Origin of the sequence: Pseudomonas syringae, assembly GCF_023278085.1 — a bacterium.
In the GTDB taxonomy this organism is placed as follows: Bacteria; Pseudomonadota; Gammaproteobacteria; order Pseudomonadales; family Pseudomonadaceae; genus Aquipseudomonas; species Aquipseudomonas syringae_Q.
On the sequence record NZ_CP066265.1, the window covers coordinates 921,320 to 940,817 of the forward strand.

Consider the following 19,498-nt stretch of genomic DNA (forward strand, 5'->3'; position numbering starts at 1 on the left):
CCAAGCTTTAACACAAGAGGTCTGCGTTTTGACTGTTCCGGTTGTTTCGAATTCCACTCCGGGCTCGCTATATGTCGTGGCGACCCCCATCGGCAATCTGGACGATATGAGCGTGCGGGCGCTGAAGGTGTTGCGTGAAGTCGCGTTGATCGCGGCAGAAGACACGCGTCATTCAGCACGCCTGATGCAGCACTTCGGAATATCGACGCCACTGGCCGCTTGCCATGAGCATAACGAACGAGATGAGGGTAGCCGGTTTATCGCGCGGCTGCTGGCAGGCGAAGATGTCGCACTGATTTCCGATGCGGGTACACCGTTGATCTCCGATCCGGGCTATCACCTGGTCCGCCAGGCGCGTGCCGCCGGTGTGCCAGTCGTGCCGGTACCGGGTGCCTGCGCGTTGATCGCCGCGTTGTCTGCTGCGGGTCTGCCGTCGGATCGTTTCATCTTCGAAGGCTTTCTTCCGGCGAAGACGGTCGGGCGTCGGGCGAAGCTCGAGCTGGTCAGGGAAGAACCGCGCACGCTCATCTATTACGAGGCGCCACACCGGATTCTGGAATGTCTGCAGGATATGGAGCTGGTGTTCGGCGCCGACCGTCATGCACTGCTGGCGCGTGAAATAACCAAAACTTTTGAAACGCTCAAGGGTCTGCCTTTGGGTGAGCTGCGGGCTTTTGTCGAGGCCGACAGTAATCAGCAGCGTGGCGAGTGTGTTGTGCTGGTGTCCGGATGGACCCCGCCCGAAGACGAGGATGTCATCGGTGCCGAGGCGCGCAGGGTGCTCGATCTGTTGCTTGAAGAGATGCCGTTAAAGCGCGCAGCCGCCTTGGCAGCCGAGATAACCGGGTTGCGCAAGAACCTGCTTTATCAGGTGGCGCTGGACAAACAGAAGGGCGAATGAGCGGTGCTTGCGAGAGGCCATGCGGGTTGCAGGCACTTTAAAGCTTGTTCTTGATGGCGTGTGCCGCTAACCTTGTCGGCGGAGAGTCGATTGGACAGTCGCTGCCTCTTGTTGTTCCGCAACAAGGGGGGGAGGAAAGTCCGGGCTCCATAGGGCGGAGTGCCAGGTAACACCTGGGAGGCGCGAGCCTACGGAAAGTGCCACAGAAAATAACCGCCTAAGCACTTCGGTGCCGGTAAGGGTGAAAAGGTGCGGTAAGAGCGCACCGCACGTCTGGCAACAGTTCGTGGCAAGGTAAACCCCACTCGGAGCAAGACCAAATAGGGTTCCAAGGCGTGGCCCGCGCTGGAACCGGGTAGGTTGCTAAAGACGTCCAGTGATGGCCGTCGTAGAGGAATGACTGTCCTCGACAGAACCCGGCTTACAGATCGACTCTCCACCTTTTTTTCTACCCCTCGTTTTAAGCAGCAAATCCCCTTCGTAATACCAAAAAAATCTTACAGCTCATAAATCACATTAACTTCGAATCGCAACGATTTGAGCTGTGTGGGATTTATCCGTCAGACAGTGCCTGAATTATCCGTTCTGACTTCGAAACCACTCCTAAATCTCCGAAATGTAAGGGTTTTCCTTAAGACCGTGCCTTGACGGTGTGGTGGGCGCGTTCCTATAGTGTGCGCAAGTGGCAGAAAGTGGCACGAAGTGGGTTTTTTTAGCGCAAAAAGCTGATATTCGGAGAATGCGCCTGTGTTCCGTGGTGCCAACGCGATCAATCTCGATGCCAAAGGCCGTCTCGCCATGCCGAGCCGGTATCGTGACGAGTTGGATTCGCGCAGTGCCGGGCAAATGATCGTGACGATTGACGCTGTTGACCCCTGCCTGTGTCTCTACCCGTTGTCCGAGTGGGAACTGATAGAAGCCAAGCTGCGGGATCTGGCGACCTTTCGTGAAGAGAACCGTCGCTTGCAACGGCTTTTGATTGGTAACGCGGTCGATCTGGAACTGGATGGCAGCGGTCGTTTTCTGGTGCCGCCACGTCTTCGCGAGTACGCGAAGCTCGACAAGCGCGTGATGTTGGTGGGCCAGCTCAACAAATTTCAACTGTGGGACGAGGACGCCTGGAATGCTCTTGCTGATGCTGACCTTGCGGCCATTCAACAACCTGGCGCCATGCCTGACGAATTACGTGACCTGATCCTGTGACTATGAATAGCGCCTTTACCCACATCACCGTACTGCTTGAAGAAGCCGTGGAGGCTCTCGCGGTACGCGCGGATGGCTGCTATCTGGACGGTACGTTCGGACGTGGCGGGCACAGTCGTCTGATCCTCAGTCACCTCGGGCCGGACGGCCGGCTGCTGGGATTCGACAAGGATCCCCAGGCGATTGCCACCGGGCAAGCGCTAGCGGCCGAAGACGGCCGCTTTGTCATTGTGCAGCGCAGCTTTGCAGAACTGGGTTCGGAAGTTCAGGAGCGCGGTCTGGCGGGCAAGGTCAGCGGCATCCTGCTGGATCTGGGTGTGTCGTCCCCGCAGCTGGACGATCCTGAGCGTGGCTTCAGTTTCATGAACGACGGCCCGCTCGACATGCGCATGGACCCGACGCGTGGTATGAGTGCCGCCGAGTTCATCGCATCCGCGCCGGCCGAGGAAATCGCCCGCGTGTTCAAGGAATACGGCGAAGAGCGCTTTGCCAAACGCATGGCCAGCGCGGTTGTGCAGCGCCGTGAAGTCCAGCCGTTCGAGCGTACTGCCGACTTGGCCGAAGTGCTCAAGGTCGCCAACCCCGCCTGGGAAAAAGGCAAGAATCCTGCAACGCGCGCCTTTCAAGGCCTGCGTATCCACGTCAACAACGAGCTGGGTGATCTGGAAGCCGGGCTTGAAGCCGCCCTGGACACGCTGGAAATCGGTGGCCGTCTGGTGGTGATCAGCTTTCACTCGCTTGAAGACCGCATCGTCAAACTGTTCATGCGCAAGCTCGCCAAGGGCGAAGCCGACAACATGCCGCGCGATCTGCCCATCCAGTTCAAGCCGTTCGAACCAAAGATCAAGATTCACGGCAAGGCTCAGTTTGCTTCGGAGGCAGAAACCAAGGCCAATCCACGCTCGCGTAGCGCGGTCATGCGCGTAGCGGAGAAGCTCAGGTGAGCCGGCTTTTCCTCAAGCCTTTGCCAGGTGGCAGCTTCATTATGCTGCTGCTGTTCATCGCCGTCCTGATTTCGGCGATTGGCGTTTCCTATAGCGCCCATTGGAATCGTCAGTTGCTCAATTCGCTGTATTCGGAAATGAGCGTGCGCGACAAGGCGCAGGCCGAATGGGGTCGCCTGATCCTTGAGCAAAGCACCTGGACGGCCCACAGCCGCATCGAAACCCTGGCCACCGAACAACTGAAGATGCACATTCCAAGTGCTGCCGAAGTGCGGATGGTGGCGCCATGATGAAACTCGAAGGCGCACTTTACCCTTGGCGCTTCCGCGTGGTTGTGGGCCTGCTGGTTTCGCTGGTGCTTGCGATTTGCTGGCGCATCGTCGATCTGCAGGTCGTCGACCACACGTTCCTCAAAGAGCAGGGCGACGCCCGCAGCCTTCGTCATATCCCTATTCCGGCTCACCGTGGTCTGATCACCGACCGTAACGGCGAGCCTCTGGCCGTCAGTACGCCGGTCACGACACTGTGGGCCAACCCGCGCGAAATGCAGCAGGACAAATCCAAGTGGCCGATGCTCGCTGCCGCGCTGGGCCAGGACCTCAAGGCCCTGACCGAACGTCTCGACTCGCAGGCGACCAAGGAATTCATCTACCTCGTTCGTGGCCTCACGCCTGAACAGGGTCAGTCGGTCATCGACCTGAAAGTACCCGGTGTCTACGGCATCGAAGAATTCCGCCGCTTCTACCCGGCGGGCGACGTGACGGCACACATGGTCGGCTTTACCGACCTTGATGACCACGGCCGCGAGGGTGTCGAGCTGGCTTATGACGACTGGCTTGCCGGCGTGCCCGGCAAGCGTCAGGTCATCAAGGACCGGCGAGGGCGACTGATCAAGGATGTTCAGGTGACCAAGAATGCCAAGGCCGGGAAGACCTTGGCTTTGTCTATTGACCTGCGTCTGCAATACCTGGCCACCCGTGAACTGCGCAACGCCATCGTCGAGAACGAGGCCAAAGCGGGCAGCATGGTGATTATGGACGTGAAGACTGGTGAAGTCCTGGCGATGGTCAATCAGCCTACCTACAACCCCAACAATCGTCGGACCATGGTGCCTGCCGCCATGCGTAACCGGGCGATCATCGACGTGTTCGAGCCGGGTTCGACCATGAAACCGATCTCCATGACCGCTGCGCTGGACAGCGGTCGCTGGAAACCGACCGACAAGGTCGAGGTTTATCCGGGAACATTGCAGATCGGCAAGTACACGATTCGTGACGTGACCAAGACCGAAGGCCCGATCCTCGATCTGACCGGCATCCTGATCAACTCCAGTAACGTCGGTATGAGCAAGGTGGCATTCGATGTCGGCGGGGAAGCGATTTTCCGCGCCATGCAGCGTGTCGGCTTCGGCCAGTACACCGGTCTGGGCTTCCCTGGCGAACGCGTCGGCAACCTGCCCAACTACCGCGAATGGCGCAAGGCAGAAACCGCGACGCTGTCCTACGGCTACGGCTTGTCGGTTACCGCGTTGCAGCTGGTGCATGCCTATGGCGCGCTGGCCAACAACGGCAAGCTCGTGCCGCTGACCATCCTGAAAACGGATAAAGAGCCGGAGTCGACTCAGGCCATCCCCGAAAAAACCGCCAAGACCCTGCAAGGCATGTTGCAGCAGGTGATCGAAGACCCTCGCGGCGTGTATCGCGCCCGTGTGCCGTCTTATCACGTCGGCGGCAAGAGCGGTACGGCGCGCAAGACCTCCATCGGCACCAAGGGTTACGCCGAGAACTCCTATCGCTCGCTGTTCGCCGGTTTCGGACCGATGAGCAATCCGCGCTACGCCATCGTCGTGGTGATCGACGAGCCGAGCAAGGGCGGCTACTACGGTGGCCTGGTGTCGGCGCCGGTCTTCAGCAAGGTCATGTCCGGCACATTACGTCTGATGAACGTGACGCCAGACAACCTGGCGCCACCGGAACAGGTCAATGCAACACCGGCAGCCAAAGGAGGGCGCGGTTGATGGCTTTTAATCTGAGCAAGATCTTCGCTCACACCGACCGCGATCCATTGATTCGCGAGTTGACACTCGACAGCCGCAACGTGCGTCCGGGGGATCTGTTTCTGGCTGTGCCGGGGATCAACTCCGACGGGCGCGCGCACATTGCCGACGCCTTGAAGCGCGGCGCAGCAGCAGTGGCCTATGAAGTCGAAGGGTCGAGCGTTTTGCCGATTACCGACGTGCCGCTTATCCCGGTCAAAGGCCTGGCAGCGCAGCTGTCCGATGTTGCCGGGCGTTTCTATGGCGATCCGAGCCGCAGCCTGAACATGGTTGGCGTCACCGGCACCAACGGCAAGACCAGCGTGACGCAACTGGTCGCCCAGGCGCTGGACCTGCTCGGTCAGCACTGCGGCATCGTCGGCACGCTGGGCACCGGTTTTCACGGTTCGCTGCAAAGCGGCCGGCACACCACGCCTGACCCGATTGCCGTTCAGGCAACGCTGACCGACCTGAAAAAAGCCGGCGCTCGTGCCGTGGCGATGGAAGTGTCGTCCCACGGTCTCGACCAGGGGCGTGCGACTGCAATTGCATTCGATGTGGCGGTGTTGACCAACCTGTCCCGTGATCATCTGGATTATCACGGCACCATGGAAGCCTATGGCGCGGCCAAGGCCAAGCTGTTTGCCTGGCCCAACCTGAACTGCCGGGTGATCAACCTCGACGATGAGTTCGGTCGCACTCTGGCCACCCTCAAACATGAATCGCGGCTGATTACCTACAGCCAGTTGGACAGCTCGGCCTACCTGTACTGCCGCGACGCCAAGTTCGACGACGATGGCGTGCGCGCCACGCTGGTCACGCCTCAGGGCGAACACTTCCTGCGCAGCGCGTTGCTGGGCCGCTTCAACCTGAGCAACCTACTGGCTGCGGTGGGTGCTTTGTTGGGGCTGGATTACGCTCTGGACGAAATTCTCAAGGTGCTGCCGAAACTCGAAGGCCCGGTTGGACGCATGCAGCGTCTCGGCGGTGCCAGCAAGCCGCTGGTCGTGGTTGATTACGCGCACACCCCGGATGCATTGGAAAAAGTACTCGAAGCACTGCGTCCGCATGCCAAGGGCCGCTTGTTGTGCCTGTTCGGCTGCGGCGGTGATCGCGATCGCGGCAAGCGTCCGCTGATGGCCGAAGTGGTCGAGCGTCTGGCTGACGGCGTCTGGGTCACCGATGACAACCCGCGTAATGAACCGCCTGCGCAGATCTTCGATGATATCCGTCCAGGTTTTGTGAATGCCGAAAAGGCACGTTTCATCGAGGGCCGTGGTCAGGCCATCGCTGAGCTGATCGCCACAGCCAGTGCCGATGATGTAGTGGTACTGGCTGGCAAGGGCCACGAGGACTATCAGGAAATCGCCGGGCAGCGTCATCCGTTTTCCGATCTGCAAGAAGCTGACAAAGCGCTTGCTGCATGGGGGCCTGCGAATGATTAAGCCAATGACGTTCAGCGAACTGGTTATGCACCTCGACGCCCGTCTGGTGGGGGGCGACTGCCGTTTTGACGGCGTCAGCACCGACAGCCGCGGCATTGCGCCGGGCCAGTTGTTCGTCGCCCTGACCGGGCCGCGCTTCGACGGGCATGAATACCTGGAACAGGTCGCTGCCAAAGGTGCCGTCGGTGCTTTGGTCGAGCGTGAAGTGGAGGGCGCGAGCCTGCCGCAACTGGTCGTGCTCGACACCCGCAAGGCGCTCGCGCAACTCGGCGCGATGAACCGCAATGCGTTCGTCGACAAGCCTGTCGCCGCGATGACCGGTTCCAGCGGCAAGACCACGGTCAAGGAAATGCTGGCCAGCATCCTGCGCACGCGCGGCCCGGTGCTGGCCACCCGTGGCAATCTGAACAATGAACTTGGCGTGCCATTGACGCTGCTGGAACTGGCGCCCGAGCACACTGCCGCCGTCATCGAACTGGGCGCATCACGGGTGGGTGAGATTGCCTTTACCGTGAGCCTGACCAAGCCGCACGTCGCGATCATCACCAATGCCGGAACCGCCCATGTTGGCGAGTTCGGCGGTCCGGACAGGATCGTTGAGGCCAAGGGCGAGATTCTTGAAGGTCTCGACGCCACCGGCACTGCGGTATTGAACCTGGATGACAAGGCATTTCCGATCTGGCACCTGCGCGCCGGCGGCCGCAAGGTCATGACGTTCGCACTGAACGACCCGTCAGCCCACCTGCATGCAACCGACTTGCGTCGTGATGCGCGCGGCTGCCCGGCGTTCACACTGAACAGCCCGCTCGGTGCCGCACCGGTACAGCTGAATCTGCTCGGCGCGCACAACGTGTCCAATGCCCTGGCTGCAGCGGCTGCAGCCTGTGCGCTGGGTGTCAGCCTGGAAGGCATCGTCGCCGGGCTGAACAACGTGCAGCCGGTCAAGGGCCGTGCTGTAGCGCAGATCGCCAGCAATGGCGTGCGCGTCATCGACGACACCTACAACGCCAACCCGGCCTCCATAAACGCTGCCGTCGATATCCTGACCGGCTTTACCGGTCGTACCGTGCTGGTGCTGGGTGATATCGGCGAGCTGGGCGACTGGGCCGAGCAGGGCCACCGTGATGTGGGCGCTTACGCTGCCGGCAAGGTTTCAGCGCTGTATGCCGTCGGCCCGTTAATGACTCATGCCGTGAGCGCCTTTGGCGAGCATGCGCACCACTTTGCCAGTCAGGCAGAGCTGATAGCCGCGCTGGGCGCGGAGCAGGACCCTAATACCACTTTATTGATCAAGGGCTCGCGTAGCGCTGCGATGGAAAACGTCGTGGCTGCCTTGTGCGGTTCTAGCCTGGAGAAACATTGATGCTGCTGCTGTTGGCCGAGTTCTTACAACAGTTCTACAAAGGCTTCGCGGTCTTTCAGTACCTGTCTTTGCGCGGGATCCTTGGCGTGCTCACTGCACTGACGCTGTCGTTATGCCTGGGCCCATGGATGATCCGCACCCTGCAGATGCGCCAGATCGGCCAGTCAGTGCGCAACGACGGTCCACAGTCGCACCTGTCCAAGTCCGGCACGCCGACCATGGGTGGCGCGCTGATCCTGTCGTCGATTGGTATCAGTACCCTGTTGTGGGCGGACTTGAGCAACCGTTACGTCTGGGTGGTGTTGCTGGTGACCTTCCTGTTCGGTGCCATCGGCTGGGTCGATGACTACCGCAAGGTGATCGAAAAGAATTCTCGCGGTCTGCCGAGTCGCTGGAAGTATTTCTGGCAATCGGTATTTGGCCTGTGCGCAGCAATCTTCCTTTATGCGACCGCACCGTCCGCGACCGAGACCACGCTGATCGTGCCGATGCTGAAAGACGTACGCATCCCGCTCGGCATCGGCTTCATCGTGCTGACCTATTTCGTGATCGTCGGCTCCAGCAACGCCGTCAACCTGACTGACGGTCTGGACGGTCTGGCGATCATGCCGACGGTCATGGTCGGCGGCGCGCTGGGCATCTTCTGCTACCTGTCGGGTAACGTGAAGTTCGCTGAATACCTGCTGATCCCTTACGTGCCGGGGGCGGGTGAGCTGATCGTGTTCTCCGGTGCGCTGATCGGTGCGGGGCTCGGATTCCTGTGGTTCAACACCTATCCGGCGCAAGTCTTCATGGGCGACGTCGGTGCGCTGGCACTGGGCGCTGCGCTGGGCACCATGGCCGTGATCGTGCGTCAGGAAATGGTCCTGTTCATCATGGGCGGTGTGTTCGTGATGGAAACCCTTTCAGTGGTCATTCAGGTTGCGTCTTTCAAACTCACCGGCCGCCGGGTGTTTCGCATGGCGCCGATTCACCACCACTTTGAACTCAAAGGCTGGCCCGAGCCACGCGTGATCGTCCGTTTCTGGATCATCACCGTGATTCTCGTGCTGATCGGTCTTGCCACGTTGAAACTGAGGTAGAACGAGTGTCCCTGATCGTTTCCGACCGCTTCCGCATTGTCGTGGGTCTAGGCAAAAGCGGCATGTCTCTGGTTCGCTTTCTGGCGAACCAGGGCGTGTCCTTTGCTGTGGCCGACACGCGGGAGAATCCTCCTGAGCTGGCGACCTTGCGTCGCGATTATCCGCAGGTGGAAGTGCGTTGTGGCGAGCTGGACGTGGACTTCCTCTGCCGTGCCGACGAGCTGTATGTCAGCCCCGGCCTGGCCCTGGCGACACCGGCCCTGCAACAGGCCCACGCACGAGGCGTCAAGCTGTCGGGCGATATCGAACTGTTCGCACGGCATGCGAAGGCGCCGGTGATTGCGATTACCGGTTCCAACGCGAAAAGCACCGTGACCACGCTGGTCGGCGAAATGGCCGTTGCTGCTGGAAAGCGGGTTGCAGTAGGCGGCAACCTGGGTACTCCGGCGCTGGACCTGCTCAGCGACGAGGTCGAGCTTTATGTCATGGAGCTGTCCAGCTTTCAGCTCGAAACCACCGATCAGCTCAACGCTGAAGTCGCCACCGTGCTGAACATCAGCGAAGACCACATGGACCGCTACAGCGGCCTGCCTGCCTACCATCTGGCCAAGCACCGCATTTTCCGCGGTGCGCGGCAGGTGGTGGTCAATCGTCAGGACGCGCTGTCCCGTCCGTTGATCGGCGAAGGTCTGCCGTGCTGGACGTTCGGCCTGAACAAGCCTGACTTCCATGGCTTCGGCCTGCGTGAAGAGAACGGCGAAAAGTACCTGGCCTTCCAGTTCGAGAACCTGATGCCGGTGCGCGAACTGAAGGTTCGTGGCGCGCACAATCAGGCCAACGCGCTGGCGGCACTGGCGCTGGGCCATGCGGTCGGCCTGCCGTTCGACGCGATGCTCGCCAGCCTGCGCGAGTTCACCGGCCTTGAGCACCGCTGCCAATGGCTGCGCGAGCGCGAGGGCGTCCATTACTACAACGATTCCAAGGCCACCAACGTAGGTGCTGCACTGGCCGCCATCGAAGGCCTCGGGGCCGATATCGACGGCAAGCTGGTACTGATCGCCGGTGGCGACGGCAAAGGTGCTGACTTCAGCGGTCTGCGTGCGCCAGTGGCTGAACATTGCCGCGCTGCCGTATTGCTCGGTCGCGACGCCGGGCTGATCGCTCAGGTGTTGGGCGATGCCGTTCCAGTGATTCGTGTCGACACACTGCAAGCGGCGGTCGAGCGCAGTGCTGAACTGGCCTGCAGCGGCGATGCCGTGTTGCTGTCTCCCGCATGCGCCAGCCTGGACATGTTCAAGAATTATGAAGAGCGCGGACGTGTGTTCGCGCAGGCAGTGGAGTGCTTGTCATGATCTTCGGTGTGATCAAGCCTTATCCATCGCCACTGATCAGCGGGCGCGGCATCGACCTCGATTTCCCGATGCTGGTCGGTTGTCTGGCATTGCTGGGCCTCGGTCTGGTGATGATCACGTCCGCCTCGTCGGAAGTGGCGGCCGTGCAGTCGGGTAATACGCTGTACATGATGACTCGCCATCTGGTCTATCTGCTGATCGGTCTGGGTGCCTGCGGTGTGACCATGATGATTCCGGTCGCCACCTGGCAGCGCCTGGGCTGGCTGATGCTGCTGGGTGCGTTCGGTCTGCTGCTGATGGTGCTGGTGCCCGGCATCGGGCGCGAGGTCAACGGTTCGATGCGCTGGATCGGCTTCGGCGCGTTCAACGTGCAGCCCTCGGAAATCGCCAAGGTCTTTGTGGTGATCTTTCTCGCCGGTTACCTGATTCGTCGTCAGCAGGAAGTCCGCGAAAGCTGGATGGGCTTCTTCAAGCCGTTCATCGTACTGCTGCCGATGGCGGGGCTGTTGCTGATGGAGCCTGACTTCGGTGCCACCGTGGTCATGATGGGTTCGGCTGCCGCGATGCTGTTTCTCGGCGGAGTGGGGCTGTTCCGCTTCTCGCTGATGGTGGTGCTGGCGGTTGCTTCGGTGGTCGTGCTGGTTCAGGCCCAGCCTTACCGTATGGCGCGCCTGACCAACTTTACCGATCCGTGGGCTGATCAGTTCGGTTCCGGCTACCAGTTGACCCAGGCGCTGATCGCCTTCGGTCGCGGCGAGTGGTTTGGCGTCGGTCTGGGCAACAGCGTGCAGAAGCAGTTCTACCTGCCGGAAGCGCACACCGACTTCGTGTTCTCGGTACTCGCAGAAGAGCTGGGTGTCATCGGCTCGCTGCTGACCGTTGCGCTGTTTCTGTTCGTCAGTATTCGTGGCATGTACATCGGCATGTGGGCAGAAAGGGCCAAGCAGTTCTTCGGCGCTTACGTTGCCTATGGCCTGTCATTCCTGTGGATTGGTCAGTTCCTGATCAACATCGGTGTGAACGTCGGCCTGTTGCCAACCAAAGGCCTGACGCTGCCGTTCCTCAGCTACGGCGGCAGTTCGTTGGTGATCTGCTGTGCCAGCCTTGGCCTGTTGCTGCGCATCGAGTGGGAGTCGCGCAACAACATGGGCAGCGAAGAAGCCGAGTTCCAGGAAAGCGACTTCGCCGAGGAGACGCACAATGGACGCTAACGTGCTGATCATGGCTGGCGGTACGGGCGGGCACGTCTTCCCGGCGCTGGCCTGCGCACGCGAGTTCCAGGCGCGTGGCTACAAGGTCCACTGGCTGGGCACGCCACGCGGCATCGAAAACGAGCTGGTGCCGCAAGCCGGTCTGACGCTGCACCTGATCAATGCGACCGGTCTGCGTGGCAAAAGCCGACTGTCGCTGCTCAAGGCGCCGCTGATGCTGCTGAAAAGCCTGATGCAGGCGCGCAAGGTGGTTCGCCAGGTGAAACCGGTCTGTGTGGTCGGTTTCGGCGGTTATGTCACCGGCCCTGGCGGTCTGGCGGCGAAGCTGGCCGGCGTGCCGTTGATCATCCATGAGCAGAATGCCGTCGCCGGTACTGCCAACCGCAGCCTGGCTTCGTTCGCCAGCCGCGTGTGTGAAGCGTTCCCGGACACGTTCGCGGCATCGGCCAAGCGCCGTACCACCGGCAACCCGGTGCGTGTCGAACTGTTTCTGGAAACCCCGCGTCAGGCACTCGCCGGGCGCAAGGCGCGTCTGCTGGTGCTGGGCGGCAGCCTGGGGGCGGAGCCGCTGAACAAGTTGTTGCCTGAGGCGTTGGCGCAGTTGCCGCAGGACATCCAGCCCGAAGTGTTCCACCAGTCGGGCAAAAATCATGATGCCGTCACCGCCGAGCGTTATCGCAACGTCGGTGTCGAGGCGCAAGTTGCGCCGTTCATCCAGAACATGGCCCAAGCCTATAGCTGGGCCGATCTGGTGGTCTGCCGCGCAGGCGCATTGACCATCAGCGAACTGGCCGCCGCCGGTCTGCCGTCGTTGCTGATACCGCTGCCCCACGCGATTGATGACCATCAGTCCCGTAATGCCGACTATCTGGCCCGAGAAGGCGCAGCCTTCGTCATGCCACAAGCAACAACTGGCGCCGCCGAGATGGCCGCACGCCTGAAAGAGGTTCTGATGCAACCCGAACAATTGAACAGCATGGCCCGCACTGCACGTCGCCTGGCCAAGCCTGATGCAACCAACACCGTCGTTGATGTCTGTGTGGAGGTGGCCCATGGTTGAGAATCAACGCGCCATGCCTCAGCCGGAAATGCGCCGCATCCGCCGCATCCACTTCGTCGGTATCGGCGGTGTGGGCATGTGCGGCATCGCCGAGGTACTGCTGAACCTGGGTTACGAAGTCTCAGGCTCCGACCTCAAGAGCTCCGCCGTGACCGAGCGCCTTGAGTCGTTCGGTGCGCAGATCTTCCTCGGCCATCGCGCCGAGAACACCATCGGTTCCGATGTGCTGGTGGTGTCCAGTGCCGTGAACACCTCCAACCCGGAAGTGGCCACTGCACTGGAACGTCGTATTCCGGTCGTACCGCGCGCTGAAATGCTCGCTGAGCTGATGCGTTATCGCCATGGCATCGCTGTTGCCGGTACGCACGGCAAGACCACCACCACCAGCCTGATCGCTTCGGTGTTCGCGGCCGGTGGCCTGGACCCGACGTTCGTGATTGGCGGCCGGCTGAACGCCGCGGGCACCAACGCGCAGCTGGGTACCAGCCGTTATCTGATCGCCGAAGCCGATGAGAGCGATGCCAGCTTCCTGCACCTGCAACCGCTGGTGGCTGTGGTCACCAACATCGACGCCGATCACATGGCGACCTACGAGGGTGACTTCAACAAACTGAAGAAGACCTTTGTCGAATTCCTGCACAACCTGCCGTTCTACGGTCTGGCGGTGATGTGCATCGATGATCCGGTGGTACGTGAAATTCTGCCGCTGGTCAAACGTCCGACCCTGACCTACGGCTTCAGCGAAGAAGCCGATGTGCGTGCGATCAATGTGCGTCAGGACGGCATGCTGACCTTCTTCACTGTGCTGCGTCGCGACCGCGAGCCGCTGGATGTGTCGGTGAACATGCCCGGCAACCACAACGTACTCAACTCGTTGGCCACCATCGCCATCGCGACCGACGAAGGCGTCAGCGATGAAGCCATCGTCCAGGGCCTGTCTGGCTTCCAGGGCGTGGGTCGACGCTTCCAGATCTACGGCGAACTGCCGGTCGAAGGCGGCAACGTCATGCTGGTCGATGACTACGGTCACCACCCGCGTGAAGTCGCTGCTGTGATCAATGCGGTACGCGGCGGCTGGCCGGATCGTCGTCTGGTCATGGTTTACCAGCCGCACCGTTTCAGCCGCACACGCGATCTGTACGACGACTTCGTGCAGGTGCTGGCCGACGCCAACGTGCTGTTGCTGATGGAAGTCTACCCGGCCGGTGAAGAGCCGATCCCGGGTGCGGACAGCCGCAACCTGTGCCACAGCATTCGTCAGCGCGGCCAGCTGGACCCGATCTACATCGAGCGTGGCGTCGAGCTGGCGCCGCTGGTCAAGCCGCTGCTGCGTGCCGGTGACATTCTGCTCTGCCAGGGCGCTGGCGACATCGGCGGTCTTGCACCGCAGTTGCTCAAAAGCCCGCTGTTTGTCGGCGCGAAAGTGGCGTCAACCGAAGGGAAGCTGAAATGACAGCCCTTGCCTGGTCTTCCCTGTGCTCGACACTCGAGCCGAAAAGCTTCGGCCGCGTTGCCGTGCTCTTCGGTGGCAAGAGTGCCGAGCGGGAAGTGTCCCTGAACTCGGGACAGGCGGTGCTCAAGGCGCTGCTCGACGCGGGCGTGGATGCGTTCGGCATCGATGTGGGCGGTGATTTCCTGCAGCGACTGGTCAGCGAGAAGATCGACCGCGCCTTCATCGTTCTGCACGGACGGGGCGGCGAAGACGGCACCATGCAAGGCCTGCTGGAGTGCCTGGAAATTCCCTATACCGGCAGTGGTGTACTGGCATCGGCGCTGGCCATGGACAAGCTGCGGACCAAGCAGGTCTGGCTGAGTCTGGGCCTGCCAACCCCGTTGCACGCCATGCTCGAAAACGAGCGTGATTGTATTTTTGCCGCGACGGAACTGGGCTTCCCTTTGATCGTCAAACCGGCCCATGAAGGTTCAAGTATCGGTATGGCGAAGGTGAACAGCGTCGATGAATTGATCGCCGCCTGGAAAGCCGCCAGTACCTACGATTCGCACGTGTTGGTCGAACAGTGGATTCAGGGGCCGGAGTTCACTGTTGCGTCTCTGCGTGGCCAGGTATTGCCTCCCATAGGCCTGGGCACACCTCACAGTTTTTATGATTACGACGCCAAGTACCTGGCCTCCGATACCCAGTACCGGATCCCGTGCGGGCTTGGCGATGCGCAGGAACAGGAACTCAAACAACTCGCTGCACGTGCTTGCGAAGCCATCGGCATTGCAGGCTGGGCGCGCACGGATGTGATGCAGGATGCGCAAGGCAAATTCTGGCTGCTGGAAGTGAACACCGTACCGGGCATGACCGATCACAGTCTGGTGCCGATGGCGGCGCGCGCTGCGGGCCTGGATTTTCAGCAACTGGTGTTGGCGATTCTGGCCGACAGCGTTCCGGTGAGAGGGTAAGGCATGTACGGCCCTTCGGCACGTCCTCAGCCACCCGCTCCCGGCCGTAACAAGCCGGTGCCGCGTGGCGCCAGCCGGATGGTGGCCAAGGAGCCACTGTCAGCGCGCCTGCCGAAGGCCAATTTCAGTTTTCTGAAGCGGCTGTTCTGGCCGGTGCTGCTGGTGATTCTGGGCTTCGCCACGTACGAGGGCGCTCAGCGCCTGCTGCCGTATGCCGATCGCCCGATTACCCGCATCAACGTGCAGGGCGATTTGAGTTACATCAGCCAGCAGGCTGTGCAGCAGCGCATTGCTCCGTATGTGGCGTCGAGTTTCTTCAAGATCGACCTGGCCGCCATGCGTACCGAGCTTGAGCAGATGCCGTGGATCGCGCACGCCGAGGTGCGTCGGGTCTGGCCGGATCAGGTGGTGATTCGCCTTGAAGAGCAACTGCCGGTTGCGCGGTGGGGCGACGAGGCATTGTTGAATAACCAAGGGCAGGCTTTCACGCCGCGTGAACTGTCCAATTATGAACATCTTCCCCAGTTGTTCGGCCCGCAGCGGGCCCAGCAGCAGGTGATGCAGCAGTATCAGGTGTTGAGTCAGATGTTGCGCCCGTTGGGCTTCTCCATCGTACGCCTGGAGCTGCGCGAGCGTGGCAGCTGGTTCCTGACAACAGGCGCCGGTAGTGCAGGCCCGGGTATCGAATTGTTGCTTGGACGCGACCACCTTGTCGAAAAAATGCGCCGCTTCATCGCGATTTACGACAAGACGCTTAAAGAACAGATCACGAACATCGCGCGCGTCGACCTGCGTTACTCCAACGGCCTTGCGGTCGGTTGGCGCGAACAGGCAGCGCCGACGACGGAAAAACCCGCCGTCGCGAAGAATTGATAAGAGGCAGGACCATGGCAAACGTGCAAAGCGGCAAAATGATCGTCGGGCTGGATATCGGTACCTCCAAGGTGGTGGCACTGGTAGGCGAAGTCGCGGCCGATGGCTCGCTGGAAATCGTGGGTATCGGCACCCATCCTTCCCGCGGCCTGAAAAAGGGCGTGGTGGTGAATATCGAGTCGACCGTGCAGTCGATCCAGCGCGCAATCGAAGAAGCGCAGTTGATGGCCGGTTGCCGCATCCACTCGGCCTTCGTCGGTGTTGCAGGCAGCCATATTCGCAGTCTGAACTCGCACGGCATCGTGGCGATTCGTGATCGTGAAGTCAGCTCTGCGGATCTGGAGCGCGTGCTCGATGCTGCTCAGGCGGTGGCCATTCCTGCTGACCAGCGCGTGCTGCACACCCTGCCTCAGGATTACGTGATCGACAATCAGGAAGGCGTACGTGAGCCACTGGGCATGTCCGGCGTACGTCTGGAAGCCAAGGTGCACGTGGTGACCTGTGCAGTGAATGCCGCGCAGAACATCGAAAAGTGCGTGCGTCGCTGCGGCCTGGAAGTCGACGACATCATTCTCGAACAACTGGCTTCGGCCTATTCGGTCCTGACCGATGACGAGAAAGAGCTGGGCGTGTGCCTGGTGGATATCGGCGGTGGCACCACCGACATCGCGATCTTCACCGAAGGCGCCATTCGTCACACCGCGGTGATCCCGATTGCCGGTGATCAGGTGACCAACGACATCGCCATGGCGCTGCGTACACCGACCCAATACGCCGAAGAAATCAAGATTCGTTATGCCTGCGCCCTGGCCAAACTGGCCGGTGCCGGCGAAACCATCAAGGTACCGAGCGTGGGCGACCGTCCACCTCGCGAGCTGTCGCGTCAGGCGCTGGCTGAAGTGGTCGAGCCTCGTTACGACGAGCTGTTCACCCTGATCCAGGCCGAACTGCGTCGCAGCGGCTACGAAGACCTCATCCCGGCCGGCATCGTGCTGACCGGTGGTACGGCGAAAATGGAAGGTGCGGTCGAACTGGCCGAAGAAATCTTCCACATGCCGGTGCGCCTGGGCGTGCCGCACAGCGTCAAGGGGCTCGCAGATGTTGTGCGTAACCCGATCTATTCAACGGGCGTAGGCCTGTTGCTGTACGGGCTGCAAAAACAGTCGGACGGTATTTCGCTGTCCGGGATTGTCGGCAACAGCAGTTACAGCGACGAAACCAAGGCCCCGGTGCTTGAGCGGATCAAGCGTTGGGTGCAGGGCAATTTCTAAGTTTCAGGTTGTAACGTTTCAGGGCGACAAAAAGCAGTATCGGCAGGCAGTAGGCAAAACTAACTAGAAAGCGGAAGGAGAGAGAAAATGTTCGAACTCGTAGACAACGTCCCGCAAAGCCCGGTCATTAAAGTTATCGGCGTAGGCGGTGGTGGCGGCAACGCCGTCAATCACATGGTCAAGAGCAACATCGAAGGCGTGGAATTCATCTGCGCCAACACCGATGCTCAGGCGCTGAAAAATATCGGCGCGCGGACCATTCTGCAACTGGGCACAGGCGTGACCAAAGGTCTTGGCGCTGGCGCCAACCCTGAAGTCGGTCGTCAGGCCGCCATGGAAGACCGTGAGCGCATTGCAGAAGTCCTGCAAGGCACCAACATGGTATTCATCACCACCGGCATGGGCGGCGGTACCGGTACCGGTGCAGCGCCGATCATTGCTGAAGTGGCCAAGGAAATGGGCATCCTCACGGTAGCAGTCGTGACCCGTCCGTTCCCGTTCGAAGGTCGCAAGCGTATGCAGATCGCCGATGAAGGCATCCGCATGCTGTCCGAAAGCGTCGACTCGTTGATCACCATTCCCAACGAGAAGCTGCTGACCATCCTCGGTAAGGACGCCAGCCTGCTGTCGGCTTTCGCCAAGGCTGACGATGTACTGGCCGGTGCCGTTCGCGGTATCTCCGACATCATCAAGCGTCCGGGCATGATCAACGTCGACTTCGCCGACGTTCGTACGGTCATGAGCGAAATGGGCATGGCGATGATGGGCACTGGCTGCGCCAGCGGTCCGAACCGTGCACGTGAAGCGACTGAGGCAGCCATCCGTAACCCGCTGCTCGAAGACGTCAACCTGCAGGGCGCTCGCGGTATCCTGGTCAACATCACTGCCGGTCCTGACCTGTCTCTGGGTGAGTACTCGGACGTGGGTAGCATCATTGAAGCGTTCGCTTCCGAGCACGCCATGGTCAAGGTCGGTACTGTTATCGATCCGGACATGCGTGACGAGTTGCACGTGACAGTGGTTGCCACCGGCCTGGGCGCGAAAATCGAGAAACCTGTCAAGGTCATCGACAACACGCTGCAGACCACCCAGCAGGCGCCTGCACATCAGGCAGCCCGTCAGGAAGCTCCATCGGTCAACTACCGCGATCTGGATCGCCCTACCGTGATGCGCAATCAGGCACACGCCAGCGCTACCGCGGCGGCAAAGATGAATCCTAACGATGATCTCGATTATCTGGACATCCCGGCTTTCCTGCGTCGTCAGGCCGATTGATGAAATGTATCAGGGGTATTAGGGTGATTGGTGTTCAGCAAAGGCATGGTCTGCTATCATCGCCAGCCTTTGTTGATACCAGTTCGCAACTTGCGCTGAAGCGGCCCATGCCATGATTAAACAACGCACCCTGAAAAATATTATCCGTGCCACAGGTGTAGGCCTGCACTCCGGGGAGAAGGTTTACCTGACCCTCAAGCCCGCACCTGTGAATACCGGCATTGTGTTTTGCCGAGCTGACCTTGACCCCGTCGTGCAGATCCCTGCGCGTGCGGAAAACGTCGGCGACACCACCCTTTCGACCACACTGGTGAATGGTGATGTCAAAGTTGACACGGTAGAACACTTGCTCTCGGCCATGGCTGGCCTTGGCATCGATAACGCCTACGTCGAGCTCTCTGCCTCCGAAGTTCCGATCATGGACGGCAGCGCAGGCCCTTTCGTATTCCTGATTCAATCGGCAGGCCTGGAAGAACAGGACGCGCCGAAGAAATTCATCCGGATCCTGCGTGAAGTCACAGTGGAAGAGGGCGGTAAACGCGCTACTTTCGTGCCTTTCGAAGGCTTCAAGGTCAGTTTCGAGATCGATTTCGATCACCCCGTCTTCCGTGACCGCACCCAGAGTGCAAGCGTGGACTTTTCCAGCACTTCCTTCGTGAAGGAAGTCAGCCGTGCCCGGACCTTCGGGTTCATGAGTGATATCGAGTACCTGCGCAAGCACAACCTCGCACTCGGCGGCAGTGTGGAAAACGCCATCGTGGTCGACAAGGACGGTGTCTTGAACGAAGACGGCCTGCGTTACGAGGACGAATTCGTCAAACATAAAATCCTGGACGCCATCGGTGACCTTTACCTGCTCGGCAATAGCCTGATCGGGGAGTTCCGGGGCTTCAAGTCGGGACATGCACTGAACAATCGTCTTTTGCGCACGTTGATCGAGCAGAAAGACGCCTGGGAAGTGGTGACCTTCGAGGATGCCAGTACGGCACCTATTTCTTACATGCGCCCTGTCGCGGCGGTGTAAGCAAGCTTTACTCTCTTTCCTTTTGTTCTTTAAAGGCTGCCCTCGGGTGG

At 60.5% G+C, this 19,498-nt stretch carries 17 protein-coding genes and 1 other RNA gene; all 18 read left to right on the forward strand.

What is annotated here, in order from left to right; all coding sequences use genetic code 11:
- Positions 1-28: 28 nt before the first annotated feature.
- The 18 genes from rsmI to lpxC all read left to right on the forward strand — a co-directional run bounded on the left by rsmI (position 29) and on the right by lpxC (position 19,448).
- The gene (gene rsmI / locus I9H07_RS04225) at positions 29-901 is read left to right on the forward strand and encodes a 16S rRNA (cytidine(1402)-2'-O)-methyltransferase (RefSeq protein WP_058392404.1); all 873 of its coding nucleotides are present in this window, start codon (positions 29-31) and stop codon (positions 899-901) included.
- Between the two features lie 82 nt (positions 902-983).
- Positions 984-1,341, forward strand: an RNA gene (gene rnpB / locus I9H07_RS04230) — RNase P RNA component class A.
- Positions 1,342-1,648: 307 nt separating this feature from the next.
- A complete protein-coding gene (gene mraZ / locus I9H07_RS04235; RefSeq protein ID WP_007248958.1) occupies positions 1,649-2,104 on the forward strand; it encodes a division/cell wall cluster transcriptional repressor MraZ in 456 nt (151 codons plus the stop codon).
- A 2-nt stretch (positions 2,105-2,106) separates the two neighbouring features.
- Positions 2,107-3,048, forward strand: coding sequence for a 16S rRNA (cytosine(1402)-N(4))-methyltransferase RsmH (rsmH, locus tag I9H07_RS04240; RefSeq protein WP_080266491.1), 942 nt, complete (start codon positions 2,107-2,109; stop codon positions 3,046-3,048).
- Positions 3,045-3,338 (forward strand): cell division protein FtsL, encoded by a 294-nt coding sequence (ftsL, locus tag I9H07_RS04245; protein ID WP_024671962.1) that lies wholly within the window; start codon positions 3,045-3,047, stop codon positions 3,336-3,338. The genes rsmH and ftsL overlap by 4 nt, the downstream gene beginning before the upstream one ends.
- On the forward strand, positions 3,338-5,065 hold the full coding sequence (locus tag I9H07_RS04250; RefSeq protein ID WP_161632840.1) for a peptidoglycan D,D-transpeptidase FtsI family protein: 1,728 nt from the start codon (positions 3,338-3,340) through the stop codon (positions 5,063-5,065). Before ftsL ends, I9H07_RS04250 begins: the two co-directional genes overlap by 1 nt.
- Positions 5,065-6,528 (forward strand): UDP-N-acetylmuramoyl-L-alanyl-D-glutamate--2,6-diaminopimelate ligase, encoded by a 1,464-nt coding sequence (locus I9H07_RS04255; RefSeq protein ID WP_058824385.1) that lies wholly within the window; start codon positions 5,065-5,067, stop codon positions 6,526-6,528. Before I9H07_RS04250 ends, I9H07_RS04255 begins: the two co-directional genes overlap by 1 nt.
- On the forward strand, positions 6,521-7,891 hold the full coding sequence (locus tag I9H07_RS04260) for a UDP-N-acetylmuramoyl-tripeptide--D-alanyl-D-alanine ligase (RefSeq protein WP_058824384.1): 1,371 nt from the start codon (positions 6,521-6,523) through the stop codon (positions 7,889-7,891). The genes I9H07_RS04255 and I9H07_RS04260 overlap by 8 nt, the downstream gene beginning before the upstream one ends.
- Entirely contained in the window at positions 7,891-8,973 is a 1,083-nt protein-coding gene (gene mraY / locus I9H07_RS04265) for a phospho-N-acetylmuramoyl-pentapeptide-transferase (protein ID WP_058824383.1), read from the forward strand. The genes I9H07_RS04260 and mraY overlap by 1 nt, the downstream gene beginning before the upstream one ends.
- 5 nt (positions 8,974-8,978) lie before the next feature.
- Positions 8,979-10,325, forward strand: a complete 1,347-nt coding sequence (murD, locus tag I9H07_RS04270) for a UDP-N-acetylmuramoyl-L-alanine--D-glutamate ligase (RefSeq protein WP_024671965.1) — start codon at positions 8,979-8,981, stop codon at positions 10,323-10,325.
- Complete coding sequence (gene ftsW / locus I9H07_RS04275) at positions 10,322-11,536, forward strand: putative lipid II flippase FtsW (protein ID WP_007248950.1); 1,215 nt, start codon at positions 10,322-10,324, stop codon at positions 11,534-11,536. The genes murD and ftsW overlap by 4 nt, the downstream gene beginning before the upstream one ends.
- The gene (murG, locus tag I9H07_RS04280; RefSeq protein WP_024671966.1) at positions 11,526-12,596 is read left to right on the forward strand and encodes an undecaprenyldiphospho-muramoylpentapeptide beta-N-acetylglucosaminyltransferase; all 1,071 of its coding nucleotides are present in this window, start codon (positions 11,526-11,528) and stop codon (positions 12,594-12,596) included. The genes ftsW and murG overlap by 11 nt, the downstream gene beginning before the upstream one ends.
- Positions 12,589-14,049, forward strand: a complete 1,461-nt coding sequence (gene murC / locus I9H07_RS04285; RefSeq protein ID WP_024671967.1) for a UDP-N-acetylmuramate--L-alanine ligase — start codon at positions 12,589-12,591, stop codon at positions 14,047-14,049. Before murG ends, murC begins: the two co-directional genes overlap by 8 nt.
- Entirely contained in the window at positions 14,046-15,005 is a 960-nt protein-coding gene (locus tag I9H07_RS04290; protein WP_024671968.1) for a D-alanine--D-alanine ligase, read from the forward strand. Before murC ends, I9H07_RS04290 begins: the two co-directional genes overlap by 4 nt.
- Before the next feature lie 3 nt (positions 15,006-15,008).
- Positions 15,009-15,878 carry a cell division protein FtsQ/DivIB gene (locus I9H07_RS04295; RefSeq protein WP_007248946.1) on the forward strand — a complete coding sequence of 290 codons (870 nt, stop codon included), beginning with the start codon at positions 15,009-15,011 and terminating at the stop codon, positions 15,876-15,878.
- Between the two features lie 14 nt (positions 15,879-15,892).
- Positions 15,893-17,149 carry a cell division protein FtsA gene (gene ftsA / locus I9H07_RS04300; RefSeq protein ID WP_024645925.1) on the forward strand — a complete coding sequence of 419 codons (1,257 nt, stop codon included), beginning with the start codon at positions 15,893-15,895 and terminating at the stop codon, positions 17,147-17,149.
- Positions 17,150-17,236: 87 nt separating this feature from the next.
- Positions 17,237-18,424, forward strand: coding sequence for a cell division protein FtsZ (ftsZ, locus tag I9H07_RS04305; protein WP_024645926.1), 1,188 nt, complete (start codon positions 17,237-17,239; stop codon positions 18,422-18,424).
- 112 nt (positions 18,425-18,536) lie between these two features.
- On the forward strand, positions 18,537-19,448 hold the full coding sequence (gene lpxC, locus I9H07_RS04310; RefSeq protein WP_002555040.1) for a UDP-3-O-acyl-N-acetylglucosamine deacetylase: 912 nt from the start codon (positions 18,537-18,539) through the stop codon (positions 19,446-19,448).
- Positions 19,449-19,498: the final 50 nt, after the last annotated feature.

Bases quoted from the DNA above. Each gene is read 5' to 3' on its own strand.
- rsmH (WP_080266491.1), top strand. From the start codon at position 2,107: ATGAATAGCGCCTTTACCCACATCACCGTACTGCTTGAAGAAGCCGTG.
- I9H07_RS04250 (WP_161632840.1), top strand. From the start codon at position 3,338: ATGAAACTCGAAGGCGCACTTTACCCTTGGCGCTTCCGCGTGGTTGTG.
- I9H07_RS04255 (WP_058824385.1), top strand. From the start codon at position 5,065: ATGGCTTTTAATCTGAGCAAGATCTTCGCTCACACCGACCGCGATCCA.
- I9H07_RS04260 (WP_058824384.1), top strand. From the start codon at position 6,521: ATGATTAAGCCAATGACGTTCAGCGAACTGGTTATGCACCTCGACGCC.
- mraY (WP_058824383.1), top strand. From the start codon at position 7,891: ATGCTGCTGCTGTTGGCCGAGTTCTTACAACAGTTCTACAAAGGCTTC.
- ftsW (WP_007248950.1), top strand. From the start codon at position 10,322: ATGATCTTCGGTGTGATCAAGCCTTATCCATCGCCACTGATCAGCGGG.
- murG (WP_024671966.1), top strand. From the start codon at position 11,526: ATGGACGCTAACGTGCTGATCATGGCTGGCGGTACGGGCGGGCACGTC.
- murC (WP_024671967.1), top strand. From the start codon at position 12,589: ATGGTTGAGAATCAACGCGCCATGCCTCAGCCGGAAATGCGCCGCATC.
- I9H07_RS04290 (WP_024671968.1), top strand. From the start codon at position 14,046: ATGACAGCCCTTGCCTGGTCTTCCCTGTGCTCGACACTCGAGCCGAAA.
- I9H07_RS04295 (WP_007248946.1), top strand. From the start codon at position 15,009: ATGTACGGCCCTTCGGCACGTCCTCAGCCACCCGCTCCCGGCCGTAAC.
- ftsA (WP_024645925.1), top strand. From the start codon at position 15,893: ATGGCAAACGTGCAAAGCGGCAAAATGATCGTCGGGCTGGATATCGGT.
- ftsZ (WP_024645926.1), top strand. From the start codon at position 17,237: ATGTTCGAACTCGTAGACAACGTCCCGCAAAGCCCGGTCATTAAAGTT.
- lpxC (WP_002555040.1), top strand. From the start codon at position 18,537: ATGATTAAACAACGCACCCTGAAAAATATTATCCGTGCCACAGGTGTA.